At 65.3% G+C, this 17,313-nt stretch carries 13 protein-coding genes and 1 pseudogene; 10 read left to right on the top strand and 4 right to left on the bottom strand.

What is annotated here, in order from left to right; genetic code table 11:
- Position 1: 1 nt before the first annotated feature.
- Positions 2-1,441 carry an FAD-binding oxidoreductase gene (locus EKK97_RS04155; RefSeq protein WP_159549422.1) on the bottom strand — a complete coding sequence of 480 codons (1,440 nt, stop codon included), beginning with the start codon at positions 1,439-1,441 and terminating at the stop codon, positions 2-4.
- A 221-nt stretch (positions 1,442-1,662) separates the two neighbouring features.
- Between EKK97_RS04155 and EKK97_RS04160 the strand changes: the two genes are divergently transcribed.
- On the top strand, positions 1,663-2,670 hold the full coding sequence (locus EKK97_RS04160) for an AraC family transcriptional regulator (RefSeq protein WP_201297006.1): 1,008 nt from the start codon (positions 1,663-1,665) through the stop codon (positions 2,668-2,670).
- A 68-nt stretch (positions 2,671-2,738) separates the two neighbouring features.
- The gene (locus EKK97_RS04165) at positions 2,739-2,960 is read left to right on the top strand and encodes a hypothetical protein (protein WP_159549427.1); all 222 of its coding nucleotides are present in this window, start codon (positions 2,739-2,741) and stop codon (positions 2,958-2,960) included.
- Between the two features lie 29 nt (positions 2,961-2,989).
- Here the strand turns inward: EKK97_RS04165 and EKK97_RS04170 are convergent, their stop codons facing one another.
- A complete protein-coding gene (locus EKK97_RS04170; protein WP_159549430.1) occupies positions 2,990-3,610 on the bottom strand; it encodes a glutathione S-transferase family protein in 621 nt (206 codons plus the stop codon).
- Positions 3,611-3,686: 76 nt separating this feature from the next.
- Positions 3,687-4,136 carry a redox-sensitive transcriptional activator SoxR gene (gene soxR / locus EKK97_RS04175; protein ID WP_159549433.1) on the bottom strand — a complete coding sequence of 150 codons (450 nt, stop codon included), beginning with the start codon at positions 4,134-4,136 and terminating at the stop codon, positions 3,687-3,689.
- A 350-nt stretch (positions 4,137-4,486) separates the two neighbouring features.
- Between soxR and EKK97_RS04180 the strand changes: the two genes are divergently transcribed.
- Together EKK97_RS04180 and EKK97_RS04185 are read left to right on the top strand one after the other, a co-directional pair.
- Complete coding sequence (locus EKK97_RS04180) at positions 4,487-6,376, top strand: ABC transporter ATP-binding protein (protein WP_159549436.1); 1,890 nt, start codon at positions 4,487-4,489, stop codon at positions 6,374-6,376.
- A 34-nt stretch (positions 6,377-6,410) separates the two neighbouring features.
- A complete protein-coding gene (locus EKK97_RS04185) occupies positions 6,411-6,821 on the top strand; it encodes a RidA family protein (protein ID WP_159549439.1) in 411 nt (136 codons plus the stop codon).
- Here the strand turns inward: EKK97_RS04185 and EKK97_RS04190 are convergent.
- The gene (locus EKK97_RS04190; protein ID WP_159549442.1) at positions 6,818-7,792 is read right to left on the bottom strand and encodes a LysR family transcriptional regulator; all 975 of its coding nucleotides are present in this window, start codon (positions 7,790-7,792) and stop codon (positions 6,818-6,820) included. The two genes, EKK97_RS04185 and EKK97_RS04190, sit on opposite strands and share 4 nt — an antisense overlap.
- A gap of 313 nt (positions 7,793-8,105) precedes the next feature.
- On the opposite strand from EKK97_RS04190, the gene EKK97_RS04195 reads away from it, so the two are divergent.
- The 6 genes and pseudogenes from EKK97_RS04195 (at position 8,106) to aroQ (ending at position 17,308) form a co-directional block, all read left to right on the top strand.
- Entirely contained in the window at positions 8,106-9,317 is a 1,212-nt protein-coding gene (locus EKK97_RS04195) for an efflux RND transporter periplasmic adaptor subunit (RefSeq protein ID WP_159549445.1), read from the top strand.
- 96 nt (positions 9,318-9,413) lie between these two features.
- A pseudogene (locus EKK97_RS24255) lies at positions 9,414-12,553 on the top strand (efflux RND transporter permease subunit); the annotation flags it as partial.
- 54 nt (positions 12,554-12,607) lie between these two features.
- Positions 12,608-14,056: an efflux transporter outer membrane subunit gene (locus EKK97_RS23590; RefSeq protein WP_201297098.1), complete on the top strand. Its 1,449-nt coding sequence runs from the start codon at positions 12,608-12,610 to the stop codon at positions 14,054-14,056.
- Positions 14,057-14,329: 273 nt separating this feature from the next.
- Complete coding sequence (gene dbpA, locus EKK97_RS04205; protein WP_159549448.1) at positions 14,330-15,730, top strand: ATP-dependent RNA helicase DbpA; 1,401 nt, start codon at positions 14,330-14,332, stop codon at positions 15,728-15,730.
- A gap of 28 nt (positions 15,731-15,758) precedes the next feature.
- The gene (locus EKK97_RS04210; protein ID WP_159549451.1) at positions 15,759-16,661 is read left to right on the top strand and encodes a PA4780 family RIO1-like protein kinase; all 903 of its coding nucleotides are present in this window, start codon (positions 15,759-15,761) and stop codon (positions 16,659-16,661) included.
- 53 nt (positions 16,662-16,714) lie between these two features.
- Positions 16,715-17,308 carry a gamma subclass chorismate mutase AroQ gene (aroQ, locus tag EKK97_RS04215; RefSeq protein ID WP_159549454.1) on the top strand — a complete coding sequence of 198 codons (594 nt, stop codon included), beginning with the start codon at positions 16,715-16,717 and terminating at the stop codon, positions 17,306-17,308.
- Positions 17,309-17,313: the final 5 nt, after the last annotated feature.

Genomic DNA, 17,313 nt, shown 5'->3' on the forward strand with positions numbered 1-17,313 from the left:
GTCATGCCGACTGGGCAAACGATAATGGTGCGATGTTCTGATTGATACGGAACAGATTGTCTGGGTCGTACTGCTGTTTGAGCTGCTGCAGCCTGAGGTAGTTCTGCGAGTAGGCGCTGTCGACGCGGCTGCTCTCGTCTTCGGTGAAGAAGTTGACGTAGCCACCGCCAGTGGCGAACGGCGTGGTGTCGTGGAAGACCTGGCGCGCCCAGTTGCGAATGGCATCGTCGTCGGCGGGATCCTGCCAACGTCCATGCACGTTCATCATGAAGTTGGCGTTGCGTCCGGCGTAAGCGGTGTCGGCTTCGTCGACGTCGCTCATGGCTCCACCCAACTGAGCGATAAAGGTTTCACACTCGGGGCCTGGCAGCGTTTCCACGCCCTGGATCACGGCGTCGATCAAGCCATCGCTGACCTCGACGAAGTTATGCGACTTCCAGTAATTCCGGGCACCCGGTGCGAGCAACGGGTCGAACGCGGTCTGGAACCCGGCGTAGGGCTGTCGACCCAGCATGCTACCGAGCGGATCGCCGAAGTCGAGGACCTTGGCGGCCAGGCGCTCGCCCGCTTCGAGATCGCCGTGGCACAGCAGGGCGAAAACGACGACTTCCTTCCCGTGAGCCGATTCCGGCAGGAAGGGCAAGGGAGGGGCTTGTCGCATGACCGCCCATACGCTGAGTTCGCGAGGGGCAGCAGCGGCAAAGTCGCGCCAGGCCTTCAGCACCTGCCTGGCCTGAGCGAAGGGGTACACCACCAGGCCGGCGTACACCTCGGGTCCTATGGGATGCAGTTGGAATTCGAAAGAGGTGACCACGCCAAAATTGCCGCCGCCGCCGCGAATGGCCCAGAACAGATCCGCTTCCTGGTTGGCGGAGACGACGCGCAGTTGGCCATCGGCGGTCACGATATCGGCGGACAGCAAGTTATCCACCGTCAGGCCATGCTGCCTTGTCAGCCAGCCGAAGCCACCGCCTAGACACAGTCCGGCGACTCCCGTGGTCGAGTTGATACCCAATGGTGTGGCGAGCCCAAACGCTTGGGCTTCATGATCGACGTCTCCCAGCAGGGCGCCAGCGCCGACACGAGCGGTGCGCTGAGCGGGATCGACCCGTACCTGGCGCATCTGCGATAGGTCTATCGTCAAGGAGCCGTCGGCGATGGCATTGCCGGCGATGTGGTGGCCGCCACTGCGCACGCTGAGCAGCATGCGGCGCTGGCGTGCGAAATCGACCGCCTGACGAACGTCCCGCGCTCCCAGGCAGCGGGCGATGAGGGTGGGATGACGATCGACCATGCCGTTCCAGACGCGACGCGCCTGGTCGTATTCGTTATCGGCCGCGGTGAGCACCGTGCCTCGAATTTGTTGCGAAAAGGCCTCGACTTCGCCTGGGTCCAGCGAAGCCAAGCCCCCGTCCAGGGTGCGATAAGTCAGGGGATGCATGCAGATCTCCTTGCTGACGGGCTGGCAGCTGTTATGTGAATTGATGCTGCGAAAGTCATTATGGAGTTTCGTTACGCTGTCCGACTGACTGGAACTCCATGGTACTTGCCCGGGAATCCGGTTTCTCATGGCGAGCCGCGACTGCATCCGCAATACTGGGTAGGCAGGGCACAACCCCTCTCGACACAGCCCTGTACGGGGCTACGATGAGACAGGACACCTTGTCTGAAGTATTGCGTTGCGTGCGGCTGCGAGGCGTGGCCTTCTACCGCATCGTGGGCGACGCTAGCTGGGTCAGCGAGGCATCGACAGCCGTCGAGCTTGCAGAGCCGGTCATGCCCGGTGTCGAACATGTCATGGTCTGCCACATTCTGACCCATGGTCATTGCTGGGCCTCGGTGATCGGCGAGCCGCCGGTGGCCATGCATGAAGGGGACGTGGCGGTATTTCCACGTGGCGACCCGCATGCGATGTCTAGCGAGCCTGGGCTGCGGGGGAGGGGCAGGCTTCATCGTCAGGTGTATGCCGAACCGTTGCCCGACGATTTCGATCAGCGTGTGACAGTGCTGCGCATGCTACGTCTGGAGCCCATGTGGAAGCGGCACGGTGCCACCTTGATTTGCGGCTTTTTCGGTTGCGATACGACTCCCTTCAACCCTCTGCTGAACAGCTTGCCATCACTGATGCATGTTCCCGCCAGGCGCGGGGGCGACCGCGATTGGCTAATCCATTTCGCTCGCTTTGCCCTGGCCGAATCCATCCAAGAACGGCCAGGGGGCGACGTGCTGCTAGAGCGTCTCAGCGAGGCCATGTTCGTCGAACTGATGCGGCGCTATCTTGAAACGATGCCCGAAGGCCAATCGACCTGGCTGGCTGGCCTGCAGGACCGGTATGTCGGTCGCGCCCTGACATTGTTGCACCAGTGTCCTGGCGACCCCTGGACGATAGAAAAGCTTGCCGATCGCACCGGGCTGTCGCGCTCGGCCCTGCATGAACGCTTTGCTCGCTTTACGGGCCATGCCCCGATGCATTACCTAGCGAAATGGCGCATGCAGGTAGCGGCCGGCCTGCTGCGTCACACCCGGGCCTCGGTAGCCTCGATTGCCCTCGAGGTGGGTTACGAGTCGGAAGCCGCCTTCAGCCGTGCCTTTCGTCGTGAAACCAACTTGCCTCCTGCAGCATGGAGGCGGCGACAGTCCCGGCTGAGCCAAAAACAGCCACTATACTGAAGGCACGCGGGCGAGCCTGCGTCGACGGCTCGCCAGACGCCACCACAGCCAAGTAGTGGGAGGAAGCCATGACGCAGACCGTAACGGCGACTTATCATGATCTGATGAAAGCCACCAATGCCTACGATGAACTCGTCTCCGAGGGCTTTCCGCGCGAAAAGCTCTACTTCGACAAGGAAGCCCATCAGGTCAAGGTAATCGTGCCGGACACCGCAAAATCCGGCGCGGAGCAGATCCTCAGCCGTCATCAGCCGGACGATCTATGGGCTCGCCCCTACGAGACGCAGTGACTCGTGCTGGCGCCATGGGGGAGCACGGCTCAGCCGTGGCGGTGCATGGCCTCGTTATCGAGTGAGTTGGCGCGGCGATAGGCCTCGCGGTCACTGACCCGCGCCCAATAATCGACGAAGGCGGGACACGACTCCAGGCTGCCGAACTGCAGCCCCCAGCCGATGTGCGAGCCGAGATAGACATCGGCCGCAGAGAAGTGAGGGCCGACAATGTACTCGTGCGCGCTGACGGCTATCTCCAGGGTTTCCAGTACCGCCTCGATGCTACCATAGCCGACACGGCCCTGCTGCGTGATGTTGGGCTCCATGCCCAGGTCTCGATCCGTGATCGCGGCTTCCAGCGGGCCGGCGGCGAAGAACAGCCAGCGATAGTAGGCGCCGCGCTCGGCGAGTGGCGGCGCCAGGTCGGCATCGGGAAAGGCATCGGCCAGGTAGGCGCAGATGGCGGCACACTCGGTCACCACCGTTTCGCCGTGTCGTATGGCAGGCACCTTGCCCATGGGATTGATGGCGAGGTATTCGGGCGCCTTCATGGTGGGGCCGAATTCCACGATCTCGGTGCGATAGGGGGCACCGATCTCTTCGAGCATCCAACGGGCTATGCGCCCTCGGGACATGGGATTGGTATAGAGAATCAGCGAATCGTTCATGACGGGTCCCTCCAGGCGCGCTTAACACAAGATAGCAGCTCCCGTCCTTAACGTAACTGAGCGGTTAAACGATGGTTCAATCGGGGTCGAGCAGTCGCGGTCCCGAACCCTCCTCGGCCAGCTCGTCTTCGGGGTTGCGCAGCGGGCACTCCTGCATCGACAGGCAGCCGCAACCAATGCAGTGGTCGAGCTGGTCGCGTAGCTGAGTGAGTCGGGCGATCCTGTCATCCAGGGCATGCCGCCAGCTCGCCGAGAGGCGCTGCCAATCGGTGGCGGTCGGCGCCCGGGAGTCCGGCAAGGTATCGAAGGCGGCACGAATTTCGGCCAGGGTGATGCCGGTACGCTGGGCGACCTTGATGATCGCCACGCGGCGCAGCACGTCGCGTGTGAAGCGGCGCTGATTGCCGGCGTTACGGCGGCTCTTGATCAGCCCCTTGGCCTCGTAGAAGTGAATGGCCGAAACCGCCAGGCCGCTACGCTTGGCAACTTCGCCGACGCTGAGGTCGCGCTGGAGGTGGGCCGGCATCTTGCGTCTCCGTGACTTCGATGGGGCAGACGTTTTTAACCTCCCTTCAGGTAACTGACAAGACATGCCGTTATTCCTCCGACGATTTTTCCGTCGATTTCAGATATATAAGAATGGCTGATGAAAGAGATCAGGAAGTTTGATTTTTCTTCCTCTCGAAACGCTCGTATGGTTTTTGGCTCTTTTCTTTCCGCACATATTTTTCAATTGAGCTCTTGACCTCAATTTAAGTTTAGGTTTTAGCCTGCATCCTGTCAGCCCCGATGGACCGGTAAGGATGGTCCATCGGTTCCGGAAAGCGTTATTGCCGGATTTCGCATTGCCTAAGTTTACTTGACGATGGAGTTGTCATGTTCCGTTACTTCGAGACGCTGGTGAACCCCTATCCTTCGGGACAGACCGGTACGCCACCCAAGGGACTGCTTGCCTTCATTCTGCACTTCTCGCGTCCGGTGCTGCCGTTGCTGGTGGCCATGTCGCTGGTCACGGCGGTAGTGTCGGCGGCCGAGGTGGTGTTCTTCGGCTACATGGGCGAACTGGTGGACTGGCTCTCCAATGCCGAGCGCGAAGGCTTCTTCGCCGAGTATGGCTGGCGCCTGGCAGGCATGGCGGCGCTGGTGCTGGTCGGGTTGCCGCTGCTGGTGCTGCTGCAGTCGCTGCTCTCTCACCAGGGCATCTTCGGCAACTATCCAATGCTCGGTCGCTGGCTGGCGCACCGCCACATGCTGAGCCAGAGCCTCTCCTTCTATCAGGACGAGTTTGCCGGGCGCGTGTCGCAGAAGGTGATGCAGACGGCACTGGCGATCCGTGAAACGGTCATGAAGCTGGTCGGCCTGATGGTCTACGTGCTGGTCTACTTCGTCGGCGCCATGCTGCTGATGGGCGGTGCCGAGCCTTGGCTGATGCTGCCGCTGGTAGCGTGGCTGGTGGGCTATGTCACGATTCTGCGCGTCTTCGTTCCTCGGCTGCGCCAGGTCTCGATGGAGCAGGCCGACGCTCGTGCACGCATGACCGGGCGTATCGTCGACAGCTACAGCAACATCCAGACCATCAAGCTGTTCGCCGATACCCAGCGCGAGCAGGCTTATGCCCGCGATGCGATGGAGCGCTTCATGGTCACGGTGCATCGCCAGATGCGGCTGGCCACGCTGCTCTCGGTGTGCCTGACAGTGCTCAATTCAGCGTTGCTGGCAAGCGTGGCGGCCATTGCCATCGGCGCCTGGTACTTCCAGGCCCTCTCGCTCGGTGCCATTGCCGTGGCCATCGCCCTGGTGATGCGTATCCGCTTCATGTCCGACTGGATCCTGTGGGAAGTGGCGGGGCTGTTCGAGAACATCGGCACGGTGCAGGACGGCATCAATACCATTGCCCGTGAGCCCACGGTGAAGGACCTGCCGGGAGCCGCCACCCTGCACGTTCCGCGCGGCGAGATACGCTTCGACGCACTGCGCTTCGGCTACTCCCGACCCGATGGCGAGAAGAGCCGCGTGTTCGACGGCATGAATTTGACCATTGCGCCCGGCGAGAAGGTCGGCCTGATCGGGCGCTCCGGCGCCGGCAAGTCGACCCTGGCCAACCTGCTGCTGCGTTTCTACGACCTGGAAGGTGGGCGCATCCTGATCGATGGGCAGAACATCGCCGAGGTCACCCAGGAATCGCTGCGCCGGCAGATCGGCATGGTGACCCAGGACACCTCGCTGCTGCACCGCTCGGTGCGCGACAACATCCGCTACGGCAGCCCCGAGGCAACCGATGAGCAGGTGCTGGAAGCCGTACGCCGGGCTCATGCCGAGTTCATTTTCGACCTGGTCGATCACAAGGGCCGTCGCGGACTCGATGCACATGTCGGCGAGCGCGGGGTGAAGCTCTCCGGCGGCCAGCGCCAGCGTATCGCCATCGCCCGGGTGCTGCTCAAGGATGCACCGATCCTGGTGCTCGACGAGGCAACCTCGGCGCTCGACTCCGAAGTCGAGGCGGCCATTCAGGAGCAGCTCGACACCCTGATGGTGGGCAAGACGGTGATCGCCATCGCTCACCGCCTGTCGACCATCGCCATGCTCGATCGACTTATCGTGCTGGATGAGGGAAACATCGTCGAGAGCGGCACGCACAGCGAACTGCTGGCGCGCAACGGCCTGTACGCCTCGCTGTGGCGTCGCCAGTCGGGCGGTTTCCTGGGGCTGGATACCGAGGAAGAGGGCGAACGCCAGCGTAGTCGGCCGCTGGACGTGGAATCCTGAGACAAGACGAACCCAAGGCAGGAGGAGGGAAGGTATGAAGGGCGTGGAACGTGAAGTCATCAACCCGCGCGGCGTGCCCGATACGTTGCAGTACGGTTTCAGCCAGGCGGTGATGGTCAAGGGAGGCTATCGCGTGCACCTCTCGGGACAGGTCGGGGTCGATGCCCACGAATGCCTGGTCGGACCCGATCTCGAGGGGCAGACCTTTGCGGCGCTGGACAATATCGCCGCGATCCTTGGCACCTTGGGCGGCGATCTGACCGACGTGGTGATGATGCGGATCTATATCGCCGAGGCTGCCCGCTACGACCAGGAAGGTGTAGTGCAGGCGCTGCGTTCGCGTTTCCCCAAGGCCCCGCCGGCGACCTCCTGGGTGATCGTCAGCGGGCTCTCGGAGCCGGAGTGGCTGATCGAGATCGAGGCGGAGGCGGTGCTGCCGGACTAGGCCAGCGCTTTCTCTTCCTCGGGCTCGGCGGCATGCGCCGGCGGCTGCCAGGCATTGATGGGAGTCTGCAGTTTCATGTGCATGCGCTCCACCACGAAGTCGACGAAGGTGCGTACCTTGGGCGAGATGAGGCTGCCGCCGGGGAACACGGCGTGCAGCTCCGTCTCGGGACCTTCCCACTCCTCTAGGATACGCCGCGGGCGCTCGGTTTCCGGGCCAAGGCAGACGACGAACTCGCTGGCCAGCATGACGCCCTGGCCGTCGGCCAGCAGGTTGCGCAGCACGAAGGGATCGTTGGCGATGGCTACGGGATCGACCTCGGCCTCGATCGCTTCGCCGCTCTGTGCATGGCGCAGGTGCCAGAGGAAACGCTGCCCGCGCCGATCTTTGCTGTTGGCCAGGGCGGGAAGGCCAACGAGTTCCGAGGGGTGACGCGGTTCACCGTAGCGGGCCACGTAACCTTCACTGGCATAGACGTAGGAGCGGTAGCGCGCCAGCGTGCGGGCCATCAGGGAGGAATCGGGCAGGGGGCCGACGCGCAGGGCGACATCGATCTGCTCGGCCACCAGGTCGAGACGTTCGTTGGAGAGCACCAGCTCGATGCGCACCTGGGGATAGAGCTTGCGAAAGTCCTCGATCAGTACCGAGGTGAATTCGGTACACAGGGTGAAGGGGGCGGTCACTCGTAGCCAGCCGCGCGGGCTCTCTTCGAGATGCTGCACGGCCTTTTCCGCTTCGCCCAGGTCGCGAACGATGCGGTTGCAATAATCGAAGTAGATGGAGCCTGCCTCGGTGAGGCTCAGCCTGCGGGTGGTGCGATGCAGCAGGCGGGCGCCCAGGCGCTGTTCGAGCGTCTGCACCTTGCGGCTGACGGTGGTCTTGGAGAGGCGAAGTTGCTTGGCGGCGGCAATGAAGCTGCCCTGCTCCACGACCTTGGCAAAGATCAGGGCATCGTTGAGGTCTTGCAGCATGGTCATTGTCCTGTGCCGTGCATGCAATGTCAGGGAGGGGAAACACTGCAGAGCAAGAGAAGACGAGAACGGCTGCACGGTGACTGTCCCGCCAATGGGACAGTATTTCCCTCTTGGCCCGACTAATCAAGTACCCGGTAACCCTATATGGTGGCATTCGGCAAAGTTTGCAGTTGTCGATTAATAACGCCGCCAAACGACATTAATTGCGATAGGAAAAAGGGGCTAAGCAAAATTAACCCGCAAAGAGATTGTCGGCCAAGTCTTATATCGGCACTGCGAACTGCTACTTGGTATGGGGAGAAAAGAAACAATGAACGTCCACAAGATGTTCGAGAAGAGAGACGGTCGGCGAACGCTCATGGTTATCGCCATGGTCGCCGGGCTCGTCGTTCTGACAGGATGCGAGAGCCAGGCCGACACCCAGGCGGGCGCCGAGCAGGGGCCGCCGCCGCCTCAGGTCAGCGTGGCCCAGGTGCTGGTCGAAGACGTGGAACTGTGGGACGCCTTCACCGGCCGGATCGAGGCGGTGGAGACGGTCGACCTGCGCCCGCGCGTGTCGGGCTACATCGAGAGCGTCAACTATAGCGAAGGCCAGGAGGTCGAGAAGGGCGACGTGCTGTTCGTCATCGATCAGCGCCCCTATCGCGCCGAGCTGGAGCGAGCCGAAGCCGAGTTGCAGCGTGCCCGGGCGCGTGCCGAGCTGGCACGCAGCGAAGCCGCACGGGCCGAGGCGCTGTCGCAAAGCCGCTCGATTTCGCGCGAGGAGCTGGATCAGCGTCGCGCGGCGGCGGCCACTGCGGAAGCCGACATCCTGGCGGCCCAGGCCATCGCCGAGACGGCCAGGCTCAACATGGAGTTCACCGAGGTACGTGCGCCCATTGCCGGGCGCACCGGGCGAGCGCTGGTCACGCCGGGCAACCTCGTTTCCGAAGCCACGCCGTTGACCCGGATCGTCGCTCTGGATCGGGTCCACGTGCACTTCCACAGCGACGAGCAGGCCTACCTGCGCTACGACGCGATGTCGCGCAACGGCGAGCGGGCGGAGTTCCGTGGCTCGAGCCTGCCGGTACGCGTCGGCTTGGCCAACGACGAGGGATATCCCTACCGCGGCGAGGTCGACTTCGTCGACAACCATCTCGATGCCGAGGCCGGTACCATCCTGACCCGCGCCGTGCTCGACAACAGTGAGGGCCGCTTCGCTCCTGGCATGTACGCTCGCGTGCAGCTGCTGGCGGGCAGCGCCGAGGACACCTTGCTGATCGACGACAAGGCGGTGCTCACCGATCAGGACCGCAAGTACGTCTACGTGGTCGACGCAGAGGGGCGCGCCATGCGCCGCGACGTGCAGCTCGGGCGCATGGCCGATGGGCTGCGTGTCGTCGCCGCTGGTCTCGAACCTGGCGACCAGGTGGTCGTGAATGGTGCCCAGCGGATCTTCTTCCCGGGGATGCCGGTGGCGGCGGAGAGCGTCGACATGCGCGGCCAGGCCGAGGGCGGCAACGAACTGGCCGCCAGGCCCTGACCGCCAGGCCCCGCTGCCTGCTGACACAACAACGCAATAACCCCTGAACGATCTTCGGTGCGGATGTGGCTGTCCGCGCCGGGAGGGAGTCTTGTCATGGATTTCGCCAAGTTCTTCGTCGACCGGCCGATCTTCGCCGCGGTGCTGTCGATCCTGATATTCATCGCCGGCGCCATCACCATCCCGCTGCTGCCGGTCAGCGAATACCCCGACGTGGTGCCGCCCACCGTGCAGGTGCGCGCGGTCTATCCCGGCGCCAACCCCAGGGAGATCGCCGAAACGGTGGCCACACCGCTGGAGGAGGCGATCACCGGAGTCGAGAACCTGATGTACATGAAGTCGGTGGCCGGCTCCGACGGGGTGTTGGCGATGACGCTGACCTTCCGCCCCGGCACCGACCCGGACGAGGCCCAGGTGCAGGTGCAGAACCGGGTCAGCCAGGCGCTGGCGCGGCTGCCCGAGGCAGTGCGCCGCCAGGGCGTGACCACCGACAAGCAGTCACCCGACCTGACCATGGTGCCGCAGCTGATCTCGCCCGATGGCCGCTACGACAGCACCTACCTGCGCAACTACGCGGCGCTGCACGTACGCGACGAGCTGGCACGCCTGCCCGGCGTGGGCCAGGCGATGCTGTTCGGCGCCGGCGACTATGCCATGCGGGTGTGGATCGATCCCGACCGTGCCGCGGCGCGGGGGCTCACCGCCGGTGACGTGATCGCAGCAATTCGCGAGCAGAACGTGCAGGTTTCGGCCGGTCAGCTCGGTGCGCCGCCGACGCCGACCACGTCCGACTTCCTGGTCTCGATCAACGCCCAGGGACGCCTGACCACCGAGGAGGAGTTCGGCAACATCGTGGTCAAGGCGGGCAGCGACGGGCAGATCACCTACCTCTCCGACGTGGCGCGTATCGAACTCGGTGCCGCCGAGTATTCGCTGCGGGCGCTGCTCGACAACCAGCAGGCGGTGGCCATCGGTATCTTCCAGGCGCCCGGTTCCAACGCCATTGCGCTCTCCGATGCGGTGCGCGACAAGATGGAGGAACTCTCCCAGCGCTTCCCCGAAGGCGTGGAGTACACCATCGTCTACGATCCCACGGTGTTCGTACGCGACTCGATCAAGTCGGTGATCAAGACCCTGCTCGAGGCGGTATTGCTGGTGGTGCTGGTGGTCACGCTGTTCCTGCAGACCTGGCGCGCCTCGGTGATCCCGCTGCTGGCGGTACCGGTGTCGATCGTGGGCACCTTCGCCGTGCTCTATCTGCTGGGATTCTCGATCAACACCCTGACGCTGTTCGGCCTGGTGCTGGCGATCGGCATCGTGGTCGACGACGCCATCGTGGTGGTGGAGAACGTCGAACGCAACATCGAGGAGGGGCTCGCCCCGCTGGCGGCGGCCCACCAGGCCATGCGCGAGGTGAGCGGGCCGATCATCGCCATCTCGGTGGTCTTGTGCGCGGTGTTCGTGCCGATGGCCTTCCTCGAGGGGGTCACCGGCCAGTTCTATCGCCAGTTTGCGGTGACCATCGCCATCTCCACGGTGATCTCGGCAATCAACTCGCTGACGCTGTCGCCGGCGCTGGCGGCGATGCTGCTCAAGCCCCACGACGCGCCGAAGGATCGCCTGTCGCGGCTGATCGACTTCCTGTTTGGCTGGCTGTTCCGCCCCTTCAACCGCTTCTTCAACGCCAGCTCCAATGGCTACCAGGGCGGCGTGGCGCGCAGCCTGCGCCGGCGTGGCGCCGTGTTCGCCGTCTACGCGCTGCTGCTGGCGGGTACCGGCGTGATGTTTCAGATGGTGCCGGGGGCTTCATTCCCACCCAAGACAAGATGTACCTGATCGGCGGTGCCAAGCTGCCCGAAGGGGCCTCGCTCGATCGTACCGAGGCGGTGATCCGGCGCATGACCGAACTGGCGCTGGAGACCGAAGGCGTGACCTCGGCGGTGGCCTTCCCCGGGCTCAACCCGCTGCAGTTCACCAACACGCCCAACACCGGCACGGTGTTCTTCGGCCTCGACCCGTTCGAGTCGCGTTCGCGCAGCGCCGAGGAGATCGTCGGTGAACTCAACGGCAAGTTCGGCGCCATGCAGGAGGCGTTCAGCTTTGCCTTCACCCCGCCGGCGATCCTCGGGATCGGTTCGGGCTCGGGCTTCTCGCTGTTCATCCAGGACCGCGCCGGGCTCGGCTACGGCGAGCTGCAGCAGGCGGTGGACGGTTTCAGCGGCGCGCTGATGCAGGCACCGGGCATGGGCTACCCGATCACCTCCTACCAGTCCAACGTGCCGCAGCTCGACCTGCACGTCGACCGGGTCAAGGCCAAGACCCAGGGCGTGGCGCTGACCGACCTGTTCGAGACCTTGCAGGTCTACCTCGGCTCGGTCTACGTCAACGACTTCAACCGCTTCGGGCGCACCTGGCAGGTGATGGCCCAGGCCGATGGCGACTTCCGCATGGACGTGGCCAACATCGATCGCCTGCGTACCCGTAACGTCTATGGAGAGATGGTGCCGATCGGCAGCATGATCCGCATCGACCAGACCTTCGGGCCCGACCCGGTGATTCGCTACAACGGCTACCCGGCGGCGGACCTGATGGGCGAGGCCGACCCGCGGGTGCTGTCGTCGAGCCAGGCCATCCAGGTGGTGGAGCAGCTCGCCGCGGGGGTGCTGCCAGCCGGCATGGCCTTCGAATGGACCGACCTGAGCTATCAGCAGGTCAACCAGGGCGGGGCGGCGCTGATCGTGTTCCCGCTCGCCATCCTGCTGGTGTTCCTGGCGCTCGCCGCGCTCTATGAGAGCTGGACGTTGCCGCTGGCGGTGATCCTGATCGTGCCGATGTGCATGCTCTCGGCGCTGATTGGCGTGAAGCTCACCGGCGGCGACAACAATATCTTCGTCCAGGTGGGGCTGGTGGTGTTGATCGGCCTGGCGTGCAAGAACGCCATTCTGATCGTCGAGTTCGCCCGCGAGCTGGAGATACAGGGTCGCGGCATCGTCGAGGCGGCGTTGGAGGCGTGCCGCCTGCGCCTGCGTCCGATCATCATGACTTCGATCACCTTCACCGCCGCGGTGGTGCCGCTGATGCTGGCCGGCGGTGCCGGCGCCGAGGTGCGCCAGGCACTGGGCACGGCGGTGTTCGCCGGCATGCTCGGCGTGACCCTGTTCGGCCTGTTCCTGACCCCAGTGTTCTACGTCGCCCTGCGCAAGCTGGTCACGCGTGGGCAGGCCGAACCTCGCGACGCACAGCCCGTGGAGGGGCTTACCATGCCTGAACTGGCCACACGCAAGAGAACCATGCGACACCTGCTGCCGTTGCCGCTTTTCCTGGCGCTGGCCGCCTGTGCGGTGGGGCCTGACTACCGTGCGCCGACACTGCCCGAACCCGCCGCCCTGGTACGTGCCGAGCCGGAGCTGGTCACCACGGAAGCCGTCGAGCGGGAATTCTGGCGCGGCTTTGACGATGCGCTGCTGACCGAGCTGATCGAGGAGGCCTTCGACGCCAACCACGACCTGCGCATCGCCCTGGCGCGCCACGACCGCAGCCTGGCGCTGCTGCGCCAGTCGCGTCGCGACCTGGCGCCCAGCGTCACCGCCCAGGGCGGCGCCGCCCACCAGCGTGCCAGTGCCGACCAGATGCCCGAGGCGACGCGCTCCCAGCGCGACTTCGAGAGCTATGATGCCGGCGTCGCCGCGCTGTGGGAGCTCGACTTCTTCGGCCGCGTACGACGCGCCGTGGAAGCCCAGCAGGCCGAAGCGGAAGCATCGGCCGCCGATGTGCGCGCCATGCAGGTGGTGGTGGTCGGCGAGCTGGTCGATCAGTACATGCGCCTGCGCGGCCTGCAGGAGCAGCTGCGCGTGGCCGAGGCCAATGCCGACTACCAGCGTGAGTCGCTGGACTTGGTGGAGGCACGGCTGGAGGCCGGGCGCGGCACCGAGTTCGACAGCGTACGTGCCCGGGCGCAGCTCGAGAGCACGCTGTCGCGCATCCCGGCGCTTCGGGCCGAGATCGCCGCCATTACCCATCGCCTGGCGGTGCTGACCGGGCGCGAGCCCGCCGCGCTGGTCGCCCGGCTGGAGGCACCCGCGCCACTACCGGCACTGCCGGACCAGGTGGCGACCGGACTGCCTGGCGAGCTGCTGCGTCGACGCCCGGACATCGCCGCCGCCGAGCGACGCCTGCATGCCGCCACCGCCAGCATCGGCGTGGCCACCGCCGACCTCTACCCGCGCTTCACCCTGAGCGGCCTGCTCGGTACCCAGGCCGCCAGCACCGGCGACCTGTTCGGCCGTGACAGCGAGACACGGCTGGTGGCGCTGGGGGTGGACTGGTCGTTTCTCGACAGTGGCCGGGTGAGGGCGCGCATGGCAGCGGCCGATGCCGACGCCGAAGCCAACCTGGCACGCTACGAGCAGACCGTGCTGCTGGCGCTGGAGGAAGCCGAGACGGCACTTGCCCGCTACGCCCAATCGCTGCGTGAACGTGAGCACCTGGCGGCTGCCGCCGAGGCCAGCACCGAGGCGGCCCGTCAGGCGCGGGTACGCTTCGAGGTCGGCGTGATCGATTTCCTCGAGGTGATCGATAGCGAGCGTTCACGACTCGAGGCCGAGGATGGCCTGGCGCGAGCCAACGTGCGCGCTTCCACCGCCCTGGTGGGACTCTACCGGGCGCTGGCCGGCGGCTGGGACGAGCGCATGGATGAGCCGCGCCAGGCGAGTGCCGAACCTGCGCTGACCTCCACCTGAGGAGGGCAAGCCTCTGGCTTGCCCTTTGAAGACGAACCGGCACGGCGCCATGCGCCGTGCCGGTTCATCTTGTCGCATGCCTCTCGGCACCCTCCCTATCACGACCGCCCCAGTAAGCACTTGCTGACCTGCAACGGTCGAGAAGGCTACGCCATCCCCCACTTTCTGTTATGCTGCTTGCCTTCCATTTACCCTCGGTTCGTGCTTTCAGGCACTCCCGCTTCTTCTTGCTGGCCGTCTCGGCATCGCTCAATTTCTTTCAGGTCTCTTTCCGTGTCCGACTCTCCCAACCACGGGGCCTTTGCCTCGCTGCCGCTGGCGCCACCGCTGTTGGCCAATCTCGATTCGCTCGGCTACCACGCCATGACGCCGGTGCAGGCCGCCAGCCTGCCGCCGGTGCTGGCGGGCCGCGACGTGATTGCCCGGGCCAGGACCGGCTCGGGCAAGACCGCGGCGTTCGGTCTGGGGCTGCTTTCGCGCCTCGATGTCTCGCGCTTTCAGGTCCAGGCGCTGGTGCTATGCCCCACGCGCGAGCTGGCCGACCAGGTGGCCGGCGAGATCCGGCGGCTGGCGCGCACGTTGCCCAACGTCAAGGTGCTGACCTTGTGCGGCGGGGCGCCCTTCGGCCCGCAGCTGGCCTCGCTGGCGCATGGCGCGCATGTGGTGGTGGGCACGCCCGGCCGCATCGAAGAGCATCTGCGCAAGGGCGCGCTCGATCTCGCCACGCTCGGCATGCTGGTGCTGGACGAGGCCGACCGCATGCTCGACATGGGCTTCCAGCCCAGCCTGGAGGCGATCGTCGACGCGACGCCCGCCAGCCGCCAGACCCTGCTGTTCAGCGCCACTTACAGCGACGAGGTCAGGGGCATCGCCCAGGGGCTGATGCGTGACCCGGCCGAGGTAGCGGTGGCCGAAAGCCATGACGAGAGCACCATCCGCCAGCGCATCTACCGGGTGGCCGACGAGACGGAGCGCTTTGCTGCGCTGCGTGGGCTGCTGCTGCAGCACCGGCCGCGCTCCAGCGTGGTGTTCTGCAACACCCGGCGCGAGGCCCAGGAGCTCGCCGACGCCCTCGCTGAGGCGGGCTTCAGTGCCCTGGCGCTGCACGGCGACCTGGAGCAGCGCGATCGCGACCGCATCCTGGTCCTGTTCGCCAACCGCAGCGTTTCCATCCTGGTGGCCACCGACGTGGCGGCCCGCGGGCTGGATATCGCCGCGCTGGATGCGGTATTCAACTACCAGATCGCCCGCGACCTGGAGGTCCACGTGCATCGCGTCGGACGAACCGGCCGCGCCGGCGGCTCCGGCATCGCCTGTACCCTGGTCGGCGAGAGCGAGGCCTATCGCCTCGAGCGGCTGAACGAATTCCTCGGTGAGCCGCTGGAGGAGGCACCGCTGCCGCCGCGCAGCGTGCTGACGCGGGAGCCGTTCCTGCCACAGATGGCCACGCTGCAGCTCGACGGCGGCAAGAAGCAGAAGGTGCGCCCCGGCGATATTCTCGGTGCCTTGACCGGCGAGGGTGGCATCGAGGGAGCTCAGGTGGGCAAGATCAAGGTGCTGGAGCGCAGCGCCTACGTGGCGGTGCAGCGCGAAGTCGCCAAGGCGGCGCTTGCCCAGCTCGGCACGGGCAAGCTCAAGGGGCGCTCGTTTCGCGCCCGGCGTGTCAGCCGCTGATGGCCGCTTTAGAACAGTAGGAGGATAGGTGAAGGTACCTAAACGATTGCAGCCGCTGATCGACGACGGCTTGATCGACGTAGTCGAGAGCCAGTTGATGAGCGGCAAGGAAGCCCAGGTCTTCGTGGTGATTTCCCACGGCGAGCGGCGCTGCGCCAAGGTCTTCAAGGAGGCCAAGCAGCGCAGCTTCAAGCAGGCGGTGCAGTACCAGGAGGGGCGCCGCGAACGCAACAGCCGCCGCTCACGGGCCATGGCCAAGAAGACCCGCTACGGCCAGAAGGAGCAGGAGCAGGCCTGGCTCAACGCCGAAGTCGATGCCCTCTACCGGCTGGCGGCAGCGGACGTGCGGGTACCGCAGCCCTACGGCTTCATCGACGGCGTGCTGCTGATGGAGATGATCAGCGATGCCGAGGGCCTGACCGCCCCGCGCCTGGACGACGTGATCCTGAGCCCCGAGCAGGCCCGCGAGTACTACGCCAAGATCCTGCGCGACGTGGTCAAGATGCTGTGCGCCGGCCTGGTGCACGGCGATCTCTCCGAGTTCAACGTGCTGCTGGCCGCCGACGGTCCGGTGATCATCGACCTGCCCCAGGCGGTGGACGCCGCCGGCAACAACAGCGCCGAGTGGATGTTCGAGCGCGACGTGGACAACATGCGCCGCTACTTCGGCCGCTTCGCCCCGGAGCTGCTCGGCACTGACTACGGTAAGGAGATCTGGGCGCTCTACGAAGCTGGCGAGCTGCATCCCGAGAGCCGGCTGACCGGCTGCTTCGAGCATGACACCGGCACCGTGGACGTGAATGAGCTGATGAGCGTGATCGACGACGTGCGCGAGGAGGAGGCCTACCGCCAGGGGAGGCGCAACCGCAGCGACGAGCCCGGCGTGGAGGAGGCCGCCGAGGAGTGGCGGGAATCCCAGCGGGAGCGTTGAGCCGAATTGGAGTACTCTTTCGAATCATCTCCAATAACCGAGCGAGGATCGCCATGTCGTTGCGTAAGACGTTGCCCATCCATTCCGGACGCTGGCTTGCCATTGCCTTGGCCCTGCTGCTGGCAGGCTGCCAGATGCAGCCACCGGAGCCACCCGACGAGGACAAGGCGGCCATCGACCGCATGCTGGGGCTGATCGACGAGCGGCTCGACGTGGCGCCGCTGGTGGCCCAGTCCAAGTGGAACAGTGGCGCGCCTATCGAGGCGCCGGAACGCGAGGCGCAGATCCTCGACCAGGTGGCGGAGGATGCCGAAGCCGCCGGCGTCGACGAGGACTTCGCCCGGCGCTTCTTCGAGAAGCAGTTCGAAGCCAGCAAGCAGATCCAGCGGCGCCTGCACCACCAATGGCTGCAGGAAGGGCGTTCCACTTTCGCCGACCCGCCCGACCTCGCCGAGGAGGTGCGCCCGGTGCTCGACCGCCTGACGCCACAGCTGATCGAAGCGCTGGCCGATATACAGCGTATCGCCGAAGTGGAAGGCGCAGGGCGCTACCTCGAACGGCGCGCGACAGAGCTGATCCAGGACGACTTCGACGGCGAGCCGCGTGACGTCTCGATCCAGCCGTTGGTGGAGCGCCTCACACCCTAGCGCAA

This window comes from Billgrantia tianxiuensis, from assembly GCF_009834345.1.
Classification (GTDB): Bacteria; Pseudomonadota; Gammaproteobacteria; order Pseudomonadales; family Halomonadaceae; genus Halomonas; species Halomonas tianxiuensis.